This window comes from Paracoccus sp. SCN 68-21 (assembly GCF_001724535.1).
Lineage (GTDB): Bacteria > Pseudomonadota > Alphaproteobacteria > Rhodobacterales > Rhodobacteraceae > Paracoccus > Paracoccus hibiscisoli.
Genome location: NZ_MEES01000003.1, coordinates 72326 through 91026, shown reverse-complemented (window position 1 = coordinate 91026; position 18701 = coordinate 72326). Strand labels below are relative to the sequence as shown.

General features: G+C 67.6%; 16 protein-coding genes. 8 read left to right on the top strand and 8 right to left on the bottom strand.

The window, feature by feature from the left end:
* Positions 1–2 precede the first annotated feature (2 nt).
* Complete coding sequence (locus ABS73_RS01780; protein WP_277018438.1) at positions 3–923, bottom strand: cation diffusion facilitator family transporter; 921 nt, start codon at positions 921–923, stop codon at positions 3–5.
* 120 nt (positions 924–1043) lie between these two features.
* Between ABS73_RS01780 and ABS73_RS01775 the strand changes: the two genes are divergently transcribed.
* The 4 genes from ABS73_RS01775 to ABS73_RS01760 are packed head-to-tail and all read left to right on the top strand — an operon-like array spanning position 1044 to position 5189.
* On the top strand, positions 1044–1343 hold the full coding sequence (locus tag ABS73_RS01775; protein WP_277018439.1) for a hypothetical protein: 300 nt from the start codon (positions 1044–1046) through the stop codon (positions 1341–1343).
* 3 nt (positions 1344–1346) lie between these two features.
* Positions 1347–1913 carry a DUF1523 family protein gene (locus ABS73_RS01770; protein ID WP_136857038.1) on the top strand — a complete coding sequence of 189 codons (567 nt, stop codon included), beginning with the start codon at positions 1347–1349 and terminating at the stop codon, positions 1911–1913.
* Positions 1910–2848 (top strand): deoxyribose-phosphate aldolase, encoded by a 939-nt coding sequence (deoC, locus tag ABS73_RS01765; protein ID WP_277018441.1) that lies wholly within the window; start codon positions 1910–1912, stop codon positions 2846–2848. The genes ABS73_RS01770 and deoC overlap by 4 nt, the downstream gene beginning before the upstream one ends.
* Before the next feature lie 7 nt (positions 2849–2855).
* Positions 2856–5189 carry an aldehyde dehydrogenase family protein gene (locus tag ABS73_RS01760; RefSeq protein WP_277018443.1) on the top strand — a complete coding sequence of 778 codons (2334 nt, stop codon included), beginning with the start codon at positions 2856–2858 and terminating at the stop codon, positions 5187–5189.
* Between the two features lie 36 nt (positions 5190–5225).
* Here the strand turns inward: ABS73_RS01760 and ABS73_RS01755 are convergent, their stop codons facing one another.
* The 3 genes from ABS73_RS01755 to ABS73_RS01745 form a co-directional block, all read right to left on the bottom strand.
* A complete protein-coding gene (locus ABS73_RS01755) occupies positions 5226–6209 on the bottom strand; it encodes an ABC transporter permease (protein WP_136857041.1) in 984 nt (327 codons plus the stop codon).
* Complete coding sequence (locus tag ABS73_RS01750; RefSeq protein WP_277018446.1) at positions 6202–7209, bottom strand: ABC transporter permease; 1008 nt, start codon at positions 7207–7209, stop codon at positions 6202–6204. Before ABS73_RS01750 ends, ABS73_RS01755 begins: the two co-directional genes overlap by 8 nt.
* A 104-nt stretch (positions 7210–7313) precedes the next feature.
* A complete protein-coding gene (locus ABS73_RS01745; protein WP_277018447.1) occupies positions 7314–9017 on the bottom strand; it encodes a peptide ABC transporter substrate-binding protein in 1704 nt (567 codons plus the stop codon).
* A 246-nt stretch (positions 9018–9263) separates the two neighbouring features.
* Between ABS73_RS01745 and ABS73_RS01740 the strand changes: the two genes are divergently transcribed.
* The 4 genes from ABS73_RS01740 (at position 9264) to ABS73_RS01725 (ending at position 14075) form a co-directional block, all read left to right on the top strand.
* Positions 9264–11096, top strand: a complete 1833-nt coding sequence (locus tag ABS73_RS01740; protein ID WP_277018448.1) for an ABC transporter ATP-binding protein — start codon at positions 9264–9266, stop codon at positions 11094–11096.
* 89 nt (positions 11097–11185) lie between these two features.
* On the top strand, positions 11186–12352 hold the full coding sequence (locus ABS73_RS01735; RefSeq protein ID WP_277018449.1) for a M20 aminoacylase family protein: 1167 nt from the start codon (positions 11186–11188) through the stop codon (positions 12350–12352).
* A gap of 116 nt (positions 12353–12468) precedes the next feature.
* On the top strand, positions 12469–13353 hold the full coding sequence (gene purU / locus ABS73_RS01730) for a formyltetrahydrofolate deformylase (RefSeq protein ID WP_277018451.1): 885 nt from the start codon (positions 12469–12471) through the stop codon (positions 13351–13353).
* A complete protein-coding gene (locus ABS73_RS01725; protein WP_277018452.1) occupies positions 13353–14075 on the top strand; it encodes a class I SAM-dependent methyltransferase in 723 nt (240 codons plus the stop codon). Before purU ends, ABS73_RS01725 begins: the two co-directional genes overlap by 1 nt.
* Here ABS73_RS01725 and ABS73_RS01720 read toward each other — a convergent pair.
* The 4 genes from ABS73_RS01720 to ABS73_RS01705 are packed head-to-tail and all read right to left on the bottom strand — an operon-like array spanning position 14053 to position 18634.
* Positions 14053–15129, bottom strand: coding sequence for a BMP family ABC transporter substrate-binding protein (locus tag ABS73_RS01720; protein ID WP_136857047.1), 1077 nt, complete (start codon positions 15127–15129; stop codon positions 14053–14055). The genes ABS73_RS01725 and ABS73_RS01720 overlap by 23 nt on opposite strands.
* Positions 15130–15162: 33 nt before the next feature.
* On the bottom strand, positions 15163–16053 hold the full coding sequence (locus ABS73_RS01715) for an ABC transporter permease (protein WP_277018454.1): 891 nt from the start codon (positions 16051–16053) through the stop codon (positions 15163–15165).
* Complete coding sequence (locus ABS73_RS01710) at positions 16050–17126, bottom strand: ABC transporter permease (protein WP_277018456.1); 1077 nt, start codon at positions 17124–17126, stop codon at positions 16050–16052. The genes ABS73_RS01715 and ABS73_RS01710 overlap by 4 nt, the downstream gene beginning before the upstream one ends.
* Positions 17123–18634 carry an ABC transporter ATP-binding protein gene (locus ABS73_RS01705; protein WP_277018542.1) on the bottom strand — a complete coding sequence of 504 codons (1512 nt, stop codon included), beginning with the start codon at positions 18632–18634 and terminating at the stop codon, positions 17123–17125. Before ABS73_RS01705 ends, ABS73_RS01710 begins: the two co-directional genes overlap by 4 nt.
* Positions 18635–18701 lie beyond the last annotated feature (67 nt).

Here is an 18701-nt window from a genome sequence, read left to right as displayed (position 1 = left end):
TGTCAGTCGGCCCATTCCGGGTCGGTGGTAAAGGCGATGGTCAGCCAGCGGTTGTCGATATCGCCGCCGATGGCGTCGCCGATCTGGTCGCGGATGGCGTCCCAATCCTCCAGCGGGCGGGGGGGCTGGCCAGGGGGGACGATGAAATACAGCTCGATCTGGCGGCCGCGACCGACGCGGGCGACATAGGCGCGGTGGTCCAGAAAGCCGTGTTGGGCCACCACCTCGCGGGCGATGCGGTCGATGTCGGCCTTGAAATCGGCAGGCGTGATCAGCAGGATATCGGCCAGCGCCTGGCGGATCACCGGGATCGGCAGGGGGATCATCACCAGACAGACCAGCGCCAGCACCGCCGGGTCCACATAGGGCGTCAGGTGGTCCAGCGCGGTCCCCTGCATCGCCCAGCCCAGCACGAAGGCCACCAGCAGCGCGCCGGTCAGCCCCGCCGACATGGTCCAGCCCTTGACGTCCAGCGCCACGAAGTTCGACCCGATCGTGCGGTTGGCGCGCCGGTTGCGCCAGGCCATCGTCACCGCGATGACGACGACGACGGCCGCATAGGCGATGGCGCGCCCGAAATCCAGATCGCGCCCCCCGGTCAGCAGGCTGCTGACCGCCATGACCAGCGCATAGATCGCGGCCCCGGTCAGCAGGATGCCGCTCAGGCCCAGGACCATCGGCTCCAGATGCCAGAACCCCATGGTGAAACGCTGGACCAGCCGGGCCTGGCGGCGTTCGGACAGGCGCTGCGTGATCAGCGACGACACCAGCAGCGCCACGGTGGTCATCACCGCGTCGGTCAGCGAATAGATCCCGTCGAAGATGATCGAGGCCGAGCCCGAGGCCAGCCCAAAGCCGATCCCCGCGGCGGCCACGACGAAGACCATCACGATCGATTGCCTGAGCACCTGCTGTTCGGTCATGCCTCATCCCTGATCCTGCGCGAGCCGGAAACGCCGCGCGGCGTCAACGGGTTGCATGGCCCCCTGTGACGCGACGCGACGGCTGGTCTGCGTCGCGCGCAGCATGATAGGGTGAGGGCCGTGACGACAAGGGGGTATGGTGTGGCGTTCATCCGGCTGTGGCTGGTCCTGCTGGTGGTGCAGATGGTGTTTTACGTCCTGCTGCGCCTCTATGTGCGGTCGCAGCAGGTCGAGCGGCTGGAGGATCGGTGGGATGCGCGCCATCCCGATCAGGCCGGGAACACCGCCGCGCGCCGCGCGTTCGTCGCCAAGGCGATGACCGGCTTCAACCGCAGCCTGCGCGCAAGGCTGACCCTGCTGGTCTTCGTGCTGCCGACGGCGGCCATCCTGGCCATCGTCATTCTGGTCAACTGGCAATAGGAGATGCCTTTGTATTATGCGCGCGTCGTCGCGGGCGTCCTGTTCGGCGTCCTGATCTTTGCCCTTCTGGACTATGCCCTGCCGTCGCAGAACACGGTGCGGATCAGCAACACCTATAACCGGCTGACGGCGATCCCGCCCTCGGCCAGCATCTTCTGGGCCTCGGACAGCACCGGCACGGTGGAAAACGCCCAAGGCCAGCGCGACGTGCGGTTCATCGATGCGGTGCGGCCGGGCGGGCGGGTCTTCGTCTATCGCAACGAGGATACGGGCTGGGTCTGGCCGCCCTATTTCAAATATGACAGCGCGAACCTGCAGGCCGAGGCCACGAACCTGCAATCCTCGGCCCAAAGCCCGATCTGGGTCAGCGTGACGGCCTATGGCTGGCGGCTGCCGTGGATGTCGACCTATCCCAACGCCATTTCCATCAACACGGTCGCGGGGCCCGATGACCGCCCGACCAACTGGGCCGCGCTGATCATCTGCGGCGTGCTGCTGGCGCTGCTGGTGCTGGTCTGGCGGATGTGGGCCCAGTTCCGCCAGCGCACCACCATCAGGAGACAGGCATGACCAACCCCGGCACCGACCTGCATCTGGACTGGTTCGACGGTCTGCGGATCAACACGCCCGCCGTCGAACGCCGGGCCGCAAGCCTGCCCACGCGGCGCAGTCTGAAGAAGGATCATCAGGCGGCCTGGCTGCTGAACGCGGTACGCTGCATCGACCTGACCACGCTGGCGAGCGACGACACGCCCGACCGCGTGGCGCGGCTGTGCGCCAAGGCGCGCCAGCCCATCGCCGCCGACCTGCTGGAGGCCGTGGGCGTGACCGGGCTGACCACAGGCGCGGTCTGCGTCTATCCGACGATGGTGGCGCCCGCAAAGCGCGCCTTGGGCAACAGCGGCATCCCGGTGGCCAGCGTGGCGACGGGCTTTCCCGCAGGCCTGATGCCGCTGGACCTGCGCCTGGCCGAAATCCGCTATGCCGTGGATCAGGGCGCGGACGAGATCGACATCGTCATCACCCGCGCCCATGTGCTGCAGGGCAATTGGGCGGCGCTGTATGACGAATTGCGCGCCATGCGCGAGGCCTGCGGCGCGGCGCGGATGAAGGCGATCTTGGCCACCGGCGATCTGAAGTCGCTGGAGAATGTGGCCCGCGCCAGCCATGTGGCGATGCAGGCCGGGTCGGACTGGATCAAGACCTCGACCGGCAAGGAGGGCGTGAACGCGACCCTGCCGGTCAGCCTGGTGATGGTCCGAACGATCCGCGATTTTCACGCCCGGACCGGCATCAAGGTGGGCTTCAAGCCCGCAGGCGGGCTGCGCACCGCCAAGGACGCGATCAGCTGGCAGGTCCTGATGAACGAGGAGCTGGGCCGCGACTGGCTGGCCCCGGACCTGTTCCGCATCGGCGCCTCCAGCCTGTTGGGCGATATCGAGCGCCAGATCAGCCACCACGTGACGGGCCGCTATGCGGCCGCCCACCGCCAAGCGATTGCCTGAGGATCCGATGACCAAAGTGAGCGAGATCATGCAGACGATGGAATACGGCCCCTCGACCGAGGACGCGTCGGCGGCCCGCGACTGGCTGGCCCGGCGCGGCACGTTCGGCCATTTCATCAACGGCAGCTTTACCAAGCCCGGAGACCTGTTCGAGACCCGCGACCCCGCGACCGGCGACCTGCTGGCCCGCGTGACGCAGGGGTCCGAGGGTGACGTGACGGCGGCGGTCAAGGCCGCGCGCAAGGCGCAGCGGGGCTGGGCCGCGCTGTCGGGTACGGAACGGGCGCGGTATCTGTACGCCATCGCGCGGCATGTGCAGAAACGCGAGCGGTTCCTGTCGGTCCTGGAGACGCTGGACAACGGCAAGCCGATCCGCGAGGCGCGCGACATCGACGTGCCGCTGGTTGCGCGGCATTTCTATCATCATGCGGGCTGGGCCGAACTGCGCGACACGCAGTTTCCGGGCCACGCGCCCCTGGGCGTCTGCGGGCAGATCATTCCGTGGAACTTCCCGCTGCTGATGCTGGCGTGGAAGATCGCCCCGGCGCTGGCTGCGGGCAACACGGTCGTGCTGAAACCCGCCGAATACACCCCCCTGACCGCGCTGGCATTCGCCGAGATCTGTCAGGAGGTCGGCCTGCCCGCGGGCGTCGTGAACATCGTGACCGGTGACGGTGCGACGGGCGCGGCGCTGGTCGCGGCCGAGGTCGACAAGATCGCCTTTACCGGCTCGACCGAGGTCGGGCGCGGCATCGCCACCGCCCTGGCCGGAACCGGACGCCGCCTGACGCTGGAGCTGGGCGGCAAGTCGCCCTTTGTCGTCATGGAGGATGCCGATCTGGACGCTGCCGTTGAGGGCGTGGTGGACAGCATCTGGTTCAACCAGGGCCAGGTCTGCTGCGCCGGGTCGCGCATCCTGGTGGCGGAATCCGTGGCCGAACGGTTCGAGGGTCTGCTGTCGACCCGCATGGCCCGCCTGCGCGTCGGCGCGCCGCTGGACAAGTCCACCGATATCGGCGCCATCGTCGATCCGGTGCAAAAGGAGCGCATCCTGTCGATCTGTCGCGCCGCGACCGATGCGGGCGCCGAACTGATCGGCGGCCAGGCGCAGGACGGATGCTTTATCGCGCCGGGATACCTGAAGAACATCGCCCCCGCCAATCCGGGCATGGAGCAGGAGATCTTTGGCCCCATCGCCACGCTGTCCACCTTCCGCACCGCGGATGAGGCGGTCGAGCTGGCCAACAACACCTGCTATGGTCTGGCCGGGTCGGTCTGGTCGGAAAGCGCGACGGTCGCCACCGACATGGCCGCGCGCATCAAGGCCGGGGTCATCTGGATCAACGGTGCCAACATGTTCGACGCTGCCGCCCCATTTGGCGGCTATCGCGAAAGCGGCTATGGCCGCGAGGGCGGGGCCTCGGGGATGCGCGACTATCTGGCCGCGCCCGCGGTGAAAGCCGCGCGAGAGGTCGCGCCCAAGGCGGTTGTCGCTGTGACCGACGGGGCGGCGCCGCAGCCCGGCATCGACCGCACGGCCAAGCTGTATTACGGCGGCGCGCAGAAGCGGCCGGACGGGGGCGCGATGTATGCGGTGCCGGGCGGGCTGGCCCCGCTGGGCAGCCGCAAGGATATCCGCAACGCGGTCGAGGCCGCGACCAAGGCCGGGAAATGGGCAGCGGCGGGCGGTCATGCCCGCGCGCAGGTCCTGTATTACGTCGCCGAGAACCTGTCGGCGCGGGCCGCGGAATTCGCCGCCCGCACCAGCCGGGCCGAAGTCGATGCGGCCATTGCCCGCGCGTTCCACTATGCCGCCTGGGCCGACAAGTTCGACGGCGCGACCGTGCAGGCCAAGCCGGGTCATCTGGTCACCGTCATCCCCGAGCCGATGGGGGTGATCGGCATCGCCTGCCCGAATGCGCAGCCGCTGGCGGGGTTCCTGTCGCTGGTGCTGCCCGCGATCGCGATGGGCAATGCGGTCGTGGCGATCCCCGCGCAGGACGATCCGTTGGCGGTGACGGACCTGTATCAGGTGTTCGACACGTCGGACCTGCCTGCCGGGGTCGTCAATATCGTGACCGGTGTCTGTGCCGATCTGGCCGTGCCGCTGGCCGCCCATGAGGAGGTCGCGGGCTTCTGGCACGCAGGCCCCGCGGCAGGCCTTGCGGCGGTGGACCGGGCGGCGGCGGGGAACCTGAAGCCCGTCTGGGCTGTGCCCGCGCGCGACTGGACCGGCCCTCAGGCGCAGGGCGAGGCGTTCCTGCACCATGCGACGCGGTCCAAGACGATTTGGCTGCCTTATGGCGCCCTGCCTGCGGGCAGCGGCAGCGCGGCCTATTGAAACGCAAAAGGGGGGCTGCTCGGCCCCCCTTTTCGGTCAGCGCCCCCGAATGCGGGGGTCCATGGCGTCGCGCAACCCGTCGCCGATGTAATTCACGCACAGCACCGTCAGCGAGATCAGAAGGCCGGGAAAGATCACCCGCCACGGATACAGCACCATCTGATCGACCGCGTCGAACAGCAGCCGTCCCCAGGTCGGGAAGTCGGGCGGGAAGCCCAGGCCCAGAAAGGACAGCGCGCTTTCGGTGATGATCGCGGTGGCGATGCCCAGGGTCGCGGCCACCATGATCGGCGACATCACGTTGGGCAGGATGTGCCGCGTCACCATCCGGTGCGAGGGCGTGCCGATGGAGCGCGCGGCCAGGATGAACTCGCGTTCCTTGAGGCCCAGGACCTCTCCGCGGACGATGCGGGCGGCCTGCATCCAGCTGGTCGCGCCGATGGCGGTCACGATCAGGAAGAAGATGCCAAGCGCGGGCCCGAAGGTCTGAGACAGAGGCTCGCGGAACAGGGTCACCATGAGCAGCAGCAGAGGCAGCAGCGGCAGGGCCAGGAACAGCTCGGTCATGCGCATCAGGGGCGCGTCCAGCCTGCGGAAGAAGCCCGACAGGATGCCGATCAGGCTGCCCAGGAAGATCGCGATGGTCATGGCCGTCAGGCCCACCGCGATCGAGACCTGCCCCCCGGCCATCAGCCGCGCCAGCAGGTCGCGGCCCAGCTGGTCGGTGCCCAGGGGATGGGCCAGAGAGAAGCCCTGATTGCGGGCGCGGATGTCCACGAAGGTCGGATCGATCCGCCACAGCAGCGGGCCGATGGAGACGAACAGGATGATCCCCACGAACAGCGACAGCGCCACCATCGCGCCCCGGTGACGGCGGAACTGGCGCCAGACATCGGACCATTGGCTGCGATGGGCCACGGTTTCGGGGGCGGGCACGACCGGGGGGCTGGCGGCTGCGGGGGTGGCCGCGCCACCGGCGGCGGCCAGGTCAGAGGAGGGGGTGCGGGTCGGCTCAGTCATAGCGGATCCTCGGGTCCAGCACCCCGTAGAGGATGTCTGCGATCAGGGTGAAGGTGACGATCAGGATGGCGAAGATGAAGGTCAGCGTCATCACCATCGGGATGTCATTGGCATAGATGGACGAGATCAAGAGCTGTCCCAGCCCGTTCACGCGGAACACCTGTTCGGTGATGATCGCGCCGCCGAAGACCGCGGGCAGGCCCAACGCGATCACCGTCACGACCGGGATCAGGCTGTTCCTCAGCGCGTGCTTTAGCACGACCTTGCGTTCCGACAGGCCCTTGGCGCGGGCGGTGCGGATATAGTCCTGGCTGAGATTGTCCAGCATGGAGGAGCGCATGAAGCGGCTGATCTGCGCCGCGTTGTACAGCGCCAGAACGGTGACCGGCATGGCCATCTGCCGCGCCTGCGCCAGAAAGCTGTCCCAGTCCCGCACCACCAGCGTGGTGTCATAGACCGAGGGGAACCATTGCAGGTTCACGCCAAAGACGATGATCAGCACGACGCCCGTGAAGAAGGTCGGCATCGAAAAGCCGATCATCGACACGAAGGTGCCGATCTGGTCGAACAGGCTGTACTGCCGATAGGCCGACAGGATGCCGATGGGCACGGCGATCATGATGCCGATGACATAGGACATGCCCACCACGGTCAGGGTCTGCGGCAGGCGCTGCGCGATCACGTCAAAGACCGGGCTGCGCGACTGATAACTGACGATGCGCTGCGCGCCCTGGCTGAAATCGGTGCCGAACCACCGGTCGGTCCAGTAGAGCGGCTCGACCCAGAAGAACTGTTTCAGCCACAGGACATAGCGGACGGGCCAGGGTTCGCCCAGGCCAAGGGCGGCGCGCATGCGTTCGCGCACCTCGGGGGGGACGGTCAGGGGCACGTCGCCCAAGGGGTCGCCCGGCGATGCCTCCAGCAGCAGGAAGATCACAAGGGAGATGAACAACAGCGTCGGGATCGCCAGGAACAGCCGGCGGATGGTGAATGTCAGCATGGCGCCTCGGGTCGGAAGGGGTGCGGGCGTGGACCGCCGCCACCGCGGTCACGCGACCGCAGGGGGGCCGCCCCGGTCGCGGGGGCCGGGGCGGCGGGGGACAGTCACTGCTGGATGCGGTACCAGTCGGCGGTGTTCCAGATCTCGCTGTCCCACGCGTTCAGCTGGACGCCGCCAAGCGAGTTGGCATGCGCCGAGGCGGTGCCGCGATAGACCAGCGGGATGATCGCGTTGCTGTCCTTGGTCAGCATGTCGTTCATCCGGCGGCCCATCTCGGACCGTTCGGTCTCATCGACCATGCCGCCCAGCTCGGCGACCATGCGGTCGTATTCCTCGTCGCAGAAGCGGCTGATGCCCTCTCCCTGCCACTGGTTCGCGGGCGAGGGCGCCTTGTTGCAGGTGTGCTTGGACAGGTAGGCGGTCGGGTTCACGCCGTCGAAGTTGTCGGCATACATCTGCACGTCGGCATAGAACTTTTGCAGGGTATCGGGCGAACCCGCATCCGAGCCAAAGAAGATCGAGGCGTCGACGGTCTTCAGCTCGGTCTCGATGCCGATCTCGGACCACCACTGCTTGATCAGCGCTTGGAAGTCCTGGCGCACCGCGTTGACCGAGGTCTGGAAGGCCATGCGCAGCTCGACCCCGTCCTTGGCGCGGATGCCGTTGCTGCCCATGACCCAGCCCGCCTCGTCCAACAGGGCGTTGGCGCCCGCGATGTCCTGGGTCAGGCAGTCGGTGTTGTCGGATGCCCAGGCCTCGGGGGCGGGGACATAGTTGCAGGTCGGCTGACCGGCGGTGCCATAGCCGATCTCGACCAGCAGTTCGCGGTCGATGGCCATGGACAGCGCCTGGCGGACCGCCGGGTCGGACAGGAACGGATGGGGATGGGCGCGGGTCGAGCGTTCATCCGCGGGCAGCGACGAGGACGGGTCGGTCAGGTTGACGTGGATGCGCTCCACCAGGCTGCCGAAGGCGGCCGAGACCGTGCCGCGACCGGCGGCGACCATGCCGGCGATGACATCGGGGGCCAGCTGGGTGTTCCAGGCATAGTCGAACTCGCCCGTCTCCAGCACGGACCGCGCCGCGCCTGCCGCGTCGCCGCCGCCCTTGACCAGCACCGTCGCAAAGGCGGGCTTGGCCGGGTCGCGGTATTCGGGGTTGGCCTCCAGGCTGATCGTGTCATTGGTCAGGAACTGGGTGACGCGGAACCCGCCGGTGCCGACGGGGGCAAAGTTCTGGTCGGTGCAGGTCGGCGCGTTGGCGCCCAGGCAGTTCTCGAACTGGGCCTTCTGCAGGATCGGGGTCTGCGAGCCGACGAAGGTCGAGAAGGGGTCGGGCCGCGCCTCGGTGAAGGTGATGCGGACGGTGTGCGGATCGACCGCCTTGACCGATTCCACGCCCTCGAACTTGGCCAGCTGAGAGCAGCCGCCCTCGGGATGCATGCAGTATTCGGCGGTGAAGACCACGTCATCGGCGGTGAAGTCGGTGCCATCCGACCACTTGATGTCGTCGCGCAGCTTCCACGTGACCGAGGTCAGATCCTCGGCGATGCCGCCGTTCTCAAGGCTGGGCATCTCGGCGGCCAGGCGCAGGTAGATGTTGCCGTCGGCGTCGAAACCCGCCAGCGGCTCCAGCGTCAGGGACGATGCGATCATCTCCTTGGTGCCGCCCGACAAATAGGGGTTCATGGTCGAGGGGGCCTGCCACAGAATCAGGCTCAGCTGTCCGTCGCTGCCCCGTTCGGCCATCGCGGCTGGCGCCATCACCAGCGTCGCGACAGCGCCCATCAACACGGTATTCAGTTTCATCACGGTCTCCTGTTGGGTGTCGTGTGCGTGGGGCTGGCACGTCACACCGGCCATCATTGGGCCTGTTCTTGGTCGTGGTCCCGCATCGGTCAGGTTCGGTTTTGCCCCTGCGGAATGGAGGCATCATCGAACGAAGCCCGCGCGAAAAGCAAGACCATTCGCGCAAGCCCGCGCCTGCGGTTTCGGCTTTGACTTTCCGGGGGCATTGGCTAGCCTGCCGTCTTGGACATTTCCCGGGGGCCTGCCATGCTGGACGACAAACCGCTTGTTTCGATTGAGAAACTTCGGGTCGAATTCGAGACGAATGACGGCATCGTCGTCGGCGTCAAGGATGTCAGCTTTACCATCAAGCCGGGCGAATGTGTCTGCGTCGTGGGCGAATCCGGGTCGGGCAAATCGGTCAGCTCGCTGTCCCTGATGCGGCTGGTCGAATATGGCGGCGGCACCATCGCGGGCGGCAGCCTGATGTTCGATCCGGGCAACGGCACGCCCATCGATCTGGCCCGCCAGTCCAGCGCCGCGATGCGCGACATCCGCGGCAACCAAATCGGCATGATCTTTCAGGAGCCGATGACCGCGCTGAACCCGGTCTTTACCGTGGGCGACCAGCTGACCGAGGGTCTGATCGCCCATCGTGGCCTGAAAAAGCACGAGGCCCGCGCCCGCGCGCTGGAGATCTTGCGCCAGGTCCGCATCCCCGAACCCGAACGCCGCCTGGACCAGTATCCGCATGAATTGTCGGGCGGCATGCGCCAGCGCGTCGTCATCGGCATCGCCATGGCCTGCGAGCCGCGCCTGCTGATCTGCGACGAGCCGACCACCGCGCTGGACGTGACCATCCAGGCCGAGATCCTGGCCCTGATCGACCGGCTCAAGCGGGAAAAGCAGATTGCCGTTCTTTTCATCACCCACGACATGGCGGTGGTTGCGCAGATGGCAGACCGTGTCGTGGTCATGTATCGCGGCGACAAGGTCGAGGAGGGCCCGGTCGCGCAGATCTTTGAAAACCCGCAAAAGGATTACACCAAGATGCTGCTGGCCGCCGTGCCGCGTCTGGGCGAGATGACTGGCAAACCGGCCCCCGAACGCCTGCGCCTGATGGGCGACGGCACCCAAGGCGCGCCCGAGCCGATCATCGTGACCGACCCCAAGCCGCTGCTGACGGTGCGGAACCTGACCACGCGCTTTAACGTCAAGGGCGGGCTGTTGCGCCGCACCGTCGCGCGGGTGCATGCGGTCGAGGATGTCAGTTTTACCATCAATGCCGGAGAAACGCTGTCGCTGGTGGGGGAATCGGGCTGCGGAAAATCGACCTGCGGGCGGTCGATCCTGCGCCTGGTCGAGCCCGAATCGGGCACCGTCGATCTGGGCGGCACGGACATCATCGGCCTGTCGCAGGGCGCGCTGCGGCGTGCGCGGCGCGACATGCAGATGATCTTTCAGGACCCCTTCGCCAGCCTGGACCCGCATATGAAGCTGTATGACCAGGTGGCCGAGCCGATGGAGAATTACGGCATCGGCAGCAAATCGGAACGCCAGGACCGCATCGCCGCCCTGTTCGACCGGGTGGAGCTGCCGCGCAGCTTCATGCGCCGCTACCCGCACGAGATGTCGGGCGGCCAGCGTCAGCGCATCGCCATCGCCCGCGCTTTGGCGCTGAACCCCAAGCTGATCGTGGCCGACGAGGCCGTCTCCGCGCTGGACGTGTCGGTCCAGGCGCAGGTGCTGAACCTGCTGATGGAACTGCAGCAGGATCTGGGTATTTCCATGCTGTTCATCAGCCATGACATGGCGGTCGTGGAACGCGTCAGCCACCATGTCGGCGTCATGTATCTGGGCCGCATCGTCGAGATGGGCACCCGCCAGCAGGTCTTTGAGAACCCCCAGCACAGCTATACCCGCCAGCTGATGTCCGCCGTGCCCGTGGCCGATCCGCGCCAAAAGAAGATCAGCGAGGACCTGACCTTCCGGCCGATCCCGTCGCCCATCCACCCGGTCGATTACGCGGCCAAGCCGTCCGTGTACCGCGAGGTCGCGCCGGGTCATCGCGTGCTGGTCGACCCCATCACACACGGCTGATCGTTTTTCGGGCAGGGGCCGGGAGGCGGCCTCCGCCCCTCTTGCAGATCATGCAGGAAATCGCCACGCTGCGCCCGAAGGAGACACCCATGCCCGTCAAGAACCGCTTTGCCGAACTGCTGCCCGAAATCACCGCCTGGCGCCGCGATTTCCACGAACATCCCGAGCTGCTGTACGATGTCCACCGCACCGCGGGCCGCGTGGCCGATCTGCTGCGCGAATTCGGCTGTGACGAGGTCACCGAGGGCGTGGGCCGCACCGGCGTCGTGGGTGTGATCAAGGGCCGCACGGACAGCAAGGGCCGCGTTGTGGGCCTGCGCGCCGATATGGACGCCCTGCCGATCATCGAGCAGACGGGCGTGGAATATGCCTCCAAGACGCCGGGCAAGATGCATGCCTGCGGCCATGACGGCCACACCGCCATGCTGCTGGGCGCGGCGAAATACCTGGCCGAGACGCGCAATTTCGACGGCACCGCCGTGGTCATCTTCCAGCCCGCGGAAGAAGGCGGCGCCGGCGGCGAGGCGATGGTGCTGGACGGTCTGGTCGACCGCTGGAAGATCGACGAGTTCTACGGCATGCACAACATGCCGGGCATGCCGGTGGGCCAGTTCTCGATCCGGCCCGGCGCGATGATGGCGGCGGCCGATCAGTTCGACATCACCGTGACCGGCAAGGGCGGCCATGCCGCCAAGCCCCACGAATGCATCGACACCACCCTGACCGCCGCGCAGATCATCGTGGCGCTGCAATCGGTCGTGGCGCGCAACATCGACCCGCTGAAGAACGCGGTGATCTCTGTGTGCGTGGTCAGCACGGATTCGACGGCGCATAACGTGATCCCGCAGGTGGTCAAGCTGAAAGGCACCGCCCGCAGCCTGGCCCCCGAGGTCCGCGACCAGCTGGAGGAGGGGATCAAGCGCGTCGCCACCAACATCGCCGCCGCGATGGGTGCCACCGCCGAGGTCGACTATCAGCGCGGCTATCCGGTCACGATGAATGACCCGCTGGCGACCGATTGGGCCGCCGACGTGGCCCGCGCGATATCGGGCGATGTGGACATGGACATGCAGCCGATGATGGGCGGCGAGGATTTCAGCTATATGCTGAACGAACGCCCCGGCGCCTATATCTGGGTCGGCAATGGCGACACGGCGATGGTCCATCACCCCGCCTACAACTTCAACGACGAGGCGATCCCGGCGGGCTCCAGCTGGTATGCCGGCATGGTCGAGGCGCGGCTGCCGGCTGCCTGACGTTCGGGGCCTGATGTCGCGGGCGGCCCCGTGCCGTCGCAAACGTGATTGCCCTTTGCGGGCAATGCGTTGAAATGCCGGTGGCGTTCGCGCCATCGGCAAAACGGGGACCACAGATGAAGACCTTTACCCTGCGCGTGACCTGCGCCTCGACCCGCGGCATCGTCGCGGCGATTTCCGGCGCGCTGGCGGATGCGGATTGCAACATCACCGACAGCGCCCAGTTCGACGATGTCGAGACGGGCCGGTTCTTCATGCGGGTCAGTTTCCGGTCCGAGGGGGCCGCGACCCTGGACAGCCTGCGCGCGACCTTTGCCGCCATCGCCACGCGGTTCGGCATGGAGGTCGAGATCACCGACGATTCGGTGAAAAAGAAGGTGCTGATCATGGTCAGCCGGTTCGGGCATTGCCTGAACGATCTGCTGTATCGCTGGCGCATCGGCGCGCTGCCCATCGACATCGTGGGGGTGGTGTCGAACCACCATGAATACCAGAAGGTCGTCGTGAACCACGACATCCCCTTCCACATGATCCGGGTGACGCCCGAAAACAAGGCCGAGGCCGAGGCCCGCCAGATGGAGATCATCGAGCAGAGCGGGGCAGAACTGGTGGTGCTGGCGCGCTATATGCAGGTGCTGTCGGACCGGATGTGCCAGCAGATGTCGGGGCGGATCATCAACATCCACCATTCCTTCCTGCCCAGCTTCAAAGGCGCGAACCCCTACAAGCAGGCGTATGAGCGGGGCGTGAAACTGATCGGCGCGACCAGCCATTACGTCACCGCCGACCTGGACGAGGGCCCGATCATCGAACAGGACACCGTCCGCGTGACCCATGCCCAAAGCCCCGGCGATTACGTGTCCCTGGGCCGCGATGTCGAGGCGCAGGTCCTGGCCCGCGCGGTCCATGCCCATATCCACGGGCGGGTGTTCCTGAACGCGGCCAAGACGGTGGTCTTTCCGCCCTCACCGGGCAGCTATGCCAGCGAACGGATGGGCTGATGCCGGATAATGGGTGGGAGGCATCCGCCCGCGCCTGGATCGCGGATATGGGGTCCGAGGGCGATTTCTCGCGCCGTCATGTGCTGGACGCGCCGATGCTGGCGCGGGTCCGTGCCTCGGGGGCGCGCGACGCGGTGGACGTGGGCTGCGGCGAGGGGCGGTTCTGCCGCCTGATGCGCGCCCAAGGGATCGACCCCATCGGCGTGGAGCCCACCGCCGATCTGCGCGCCACGGCGGCGGCGCGCGACCCCGGCGGGCGCTATCTGGACGCGCGGGCCGAGGCGCTGCCGCTGGACGACGCATCGACCGATCTGGTGGTCAGCTATCTGACGCTGATCGACATCGACGGGCTGGAGGAGGCGGTGGCCCAGATGGCGCGTATCCTGCGCCCCGGCGGGCGGCTGCTGATCGCGAACCTGAACAGCTTCAGCACGGCTGGGACCTGGCGCAGGCGCGCCGATGACAGCCGGGAATTCGTGATGAACGGCTATGCCGATCCGCGCGCGGAATGGGTCAGCTGGCGCGGCATCACGGTGCGCAACTGGCACCGGCCGTTTCAGACCTATCTGCAGGCGCTGCTGGGGCAGGGGTTGGTGATGACCCATTTCGAGGAGCCGCAGCCCACCGGCGGCCCGCCCGGGACGGTGCGCCGCTATCGCGACGCACCCTGGTTCCACGTCATGGAGTGGCGAAAGCCGCTTATTGCGGGATCTGCGCGGTGATGCCTTCGACGTAGAAGTTCATCGACTGCAGGTCCTCGTCCGATGCGGTCTCTCCCTCGGCCAGCCAGACGGTGCCGTCGGCCTTGTTCAGCGGGCCGGTGAAGGGGTGGTATTCGCCCGCGCCGATGGCGTCGCGCAGGGCCTCGGCCTCGGCCTTGACCTCGGCGGGGACGGCGTCGGTGATCTCTCCGATCACGACCTCTCCGTCACCGATGCCCGCCCAGCTGGCGCCGGTTTCCCAGGTGCCGTCCAGCATCTGGCCGACGCGCTTGATGTAATAGGGCGACCAGTCGTCGATGATGGATGCCACGCGCGGGCTGGGGGCAAAGGCCGCCATGTCGCTGGCTTGACCGAACCCGATGGCCCCGGCCTGCTGGGCCTGCGCCAGGGGTGCGGTCGAATCGGTGTGCTGCAGGATCACGTCGACGCCTTCGGCCAGCAGGGCCGATGCGGCCTCGGCCTCTTTCGCCGGGTCGAACCAGCTATAGGCCCAGACGACGCGCATCTCGACCTCGGGGTTGACCTTGCGGGCGTGGATGAAGCTGGCGTTGATGCCCTGGATCACCTCGGGGATCGGGAAGGACCCGATATAGCCGATCTTGTTCGATTCCGTCATATGGCCCGCGATGGTGCCGGTGACCGCGCGACCCTCGTAGAAACGGGCGTCATAGACGGCGACGTTCTCGGCGGTCTTGTAGCCGGTGGCGTGCTCGAACTTGATGTCGGGGAAACGGGCCGCGACGTTCATCACCGGGTCCATGAAGCCGAAGCTGGTCGCGAAGATCAGCTGGTTGCCCGCCAGCGCCAGCTGGGTCAGGGCGCGTTCGGCATCGGCGCCCTCTGGGACGCTCTCGATGAAGGTGGTTTCCACCCGGTCGCCGTATTCGGCCTCGATCGCCTGGCGGCCAAGGTCGTGCTGATAGGTCCAGCCGCCGTCGCCCACCGGGCCCACGTAGATAAAGCCGATCTTGAGCGGCTCGTCCTGGGCCATGGCCGGCGCGGCCAAGGCCATCAGCGTGGCCGATGCGGTGGCCAGAAGTGTCCTGCGAAGCATAGTGATCCCTCTCTGCAGTGATCGGCTGCGGTTCTACCGCAGCGCGTGGAAATTGGTGCCAAGCGAGCCGGGGGCAGCCGCCCCCGCGCGCCGCGAATATTTCTGCCGGGCCGAGATGGCCACCAGCACGATGATGGTCGCCAGATAGGGCGCCATCGACAACAGCTGCACCGGCACCGCAACGCCCGCCGCCTGCAGGCGCAGCTGCAGCACGGTGACGCCGCCGAACAGCCACGCCCCCGCCAGCACGCCCGGCGCGGTCCAATTGGAGAACACCACGATGGCCAGCGCGATCCAGCCCGCGCCCGCGGTCATGCCTTCGGTCCATTGCAGGACCGTAGCGATGGAAATGAACGCCCCGCCGATGCCCGCCATGGCGCCGCCAAAGGCGATGGCCGCCAGCCGGGTCAGGCGCACGTCATAGCCCAGGGCATGGGCCGCCTCGTGGTTTTCGCCCACGCCGCGCAGGATCAGCCCGCGCCGGGTGCGGTTCAGGAACCACCAGACGACCGGCACCATGATCAGCCCCAGCCAGACGATCCAGTTGATGCGCAGGGGACCGATGGGCATGGCGGGCGCCTTGACGCCTTCGAAGGGCTTGCCGAACATCGCGGCCAGGCCCAACCCGAACAGCGTCAGCGCCAGCCCGGATGCGACCTGGTTGGCCAGAAACAGCTGGGTCAGTGCCGCGAACAGCAGCGATATGGTGGCCCCCGCCAAGGCGGCCACGGCGAACCCCAGAAACGGGTTGCCGCTGGCATAGGCGGCGGCGAACCCTGCCAGCGCTCCGGTGATCATCATGCCCTCGACCCCCAGGTTCAGGACGCCCGCGCGTTCCACGACCAGCTCGCCCAAGGCGGCGAACAGGATCGGGGTCGAGGCCGAGATCAGCAGCAGAAAGACGGAAAGCGGGTCGATCATCATGCGCGCGCCCTCCGGCGGATCTGGAACCGGGTCAGCAGATCGAAGCCCAGCAGGAAGAACAGCAGCATCCCCTGGAACACCTGCACGGTGGCGGCGGGCAGGGCCATGGTCATCTGCGCCAGTTCCCCCCCGATATAGGTCAGCGCCAGCAGCAGCCCCGCCAGCAGGATGCCCACCGGATGCAGCCGCCCCAGGAACGCCACGATGATCGCGGTGAACCCGTATCCGACGCCCAGCTTGTCGGTGACCTGGCCTGCGGGGCCCGCGACCTCGAACAGGCCCGCGGCACCGGCCAGTGCCCCCGACAGGCCCAGGCAGAAGGCCACCAACGTCTGCGGACGCACCCCCGCGAAACGGGCGGCGCGGGGCGCGGTGCCGGCGGCGCGGATGTGGAACCCGCGGATGTGGCGGCTCATCAGGAACCAGGTGGCCAGAACGGCCACGGCGGCGGCCACGACCCCCCAATGCGCGCCGGTCCCGGCGATCAGTTCGGGGTTCGCGGCGGACGGGTATTGCTGCAGGTTGCGCGATCCGGGAAAGCCCATGCCCTGCGGGTTGCGCATCGGGCCGAAGGCCATCCAGGCCGCCACCCGCTGCGCGACATAGACCAGCATCAGCGACACCAGAATTTCCGACGCTCCGAACCAATTGCGCAGCATCGCGGGGATAATGCCCCAGGCCCAGCCCCCCGCCAGTCCCGCCGCGACCATCAGCGGGAAGATCCACCACGCCTCCAGCGGGTACAGCGCCAGCGCGACGGCGGCGCCGGTGAGGCCGCCGATGATGTACTGTCCCTCGGCCCCTATGTTCCAGATGCCCGCGCGAAAGCCGATGGCCAGCCCGGACGCGATCAGGATCAGGGGTGCGGCCTTGATCAGCAGCTGCGGGCGGGAATAGCTGGCGGCGGGGCCGAACAGCGGGTCCCAGAAGATCGTGCGGATCGCCGCGACCGGGTCATGGCCCAGCAGCGAAAACAGCAGCCCGCCGGTGACCATGGTGGCCAGCACGGCCATCACCGGCGTTGCGATCTGCCAGCCGGTCGAGGCGCTTTGGCGGGGGATCAGCGTGATCATAGATGCGCCTCTTCCATGCCATGCGCGCCGCCCAGCATCAGGCCGATGCGGTCCAGCGTCAGCCCGTCGGTGGGAACGGGGGGCGACAGGCGGCCTTCGTTCAGGGCGCAGAAACGGTCGGACAGTTCCAAAAGCTCATCCAGGTCCTGAGAGATGACGATGACGCCAGTGCCCTGGCGGGCCAGATCCAGCAGCGATTGCCGCACGGCGGCCGCAGCCCCCGCATCGACGCCCCAGGTGGGCTGGTTCACGACCAGCACGCGCGGGTTCTGCATGACCTCTCGGCCGATGACGAATTTCTGCAGGTTGCCGCCCGACAGCGCGCGGGCCGCGACATGGGGGCCGGGGGTGCGGACGTCGAACCCCTCGATCACCGCCAGCGCATAGTCGCGTGCGGCCTTGTGGTCGATCAGCCCGCCGCGGACCAGGGACTTGCGGCTGCCCGCGGTCAGCAGGGTGTTCTCGGTCAGGCTGAAGTCGGGGACGGCGGCATGGCCCAACCGATCCTCGGGCGCGGCCAGCAATCCGGCGATGCGGCGGGGTTCGGGGCCGGTCGCGGACAGGTCCGCGCCCTCCAGCGTGACGGTGCCGGGCGCGCTGCGGGCCTCGCCCGACAGGGCGGCCAGCAACTCCTCCTGGCCGTTGCCCGCGACGCCGCCGATGCCCAGGATTTCGCCCGCGCGAAGGGTCAGGGCGATATCCTTCAGCGCCGTGCCTTCGGCATTCGGGGCCGGTTGGGACAGGGCGCGCACCTCCAGCAGGACCGCGCCCGGCTGGCGGCCGCTGCGGTCAATCTGGCGCATCTGGCCGCCGACCATCATCGCGGCCAGATCGCGGGCCGAATGGGCGCGGGGGTCGCAGCTGTCGACGACGCGGCCGTGCCGCAGGATCGTTGCGCGGTCGCAATGGCTGCGGATCTCGTCCAGCTTGTGGCTGATATACAGGATCGCGGTGCCCCCTGCGGCCAGTTTGCGCAGGGTGGCGAACAGCAGTTCGGCCTCTTGCGGCGTCAGGACGCTGGTCGGTTCGTCCATGATCAGCAGGCGGGGGTTCTGCAGCAGGCAGCGGATGATCTCGACCCGCTGGCGTTCGCCTGCGGACAGCGTGACGATGCGGCGGGCCGGGTTCAGCGGCAGGCCGAAATCATGGCTGACCTGGGTGATGCGCGCCGACAGTTCGCGGCGCGGCGGCGGGTTCTCCATTCCCAGGGCTATGTTCTCGGCCACCGTCAGCGCGTCGAACAGGCTGAAATGCTGGAACACCATCGCCACGCCCGCCGCCCGCGCCGCGCGGGGGTCGGATGGCGCATGGGCCGCACCGCCCAGGGTCATCCGCCCGTCATCGGGGCGCACCAGGCCATAGATCATCTTGACCAGGGTCGATTTTCCCGCGCCGTTCTCGCCCAGCAGGGCGTGGATTTCCCCCGGCATGACGTGGAACGACACGTCGTCATTGGCGCGCACGCCGGGATAGGACTTGCCCAGACCTTCGGCGCGGAAAACGGGCATGTCGGTCAATTCTGTCCCCTTGGTCAAATCCTTGACCTGCTTATCCCGCAAATCGCGGCCCGCGCAA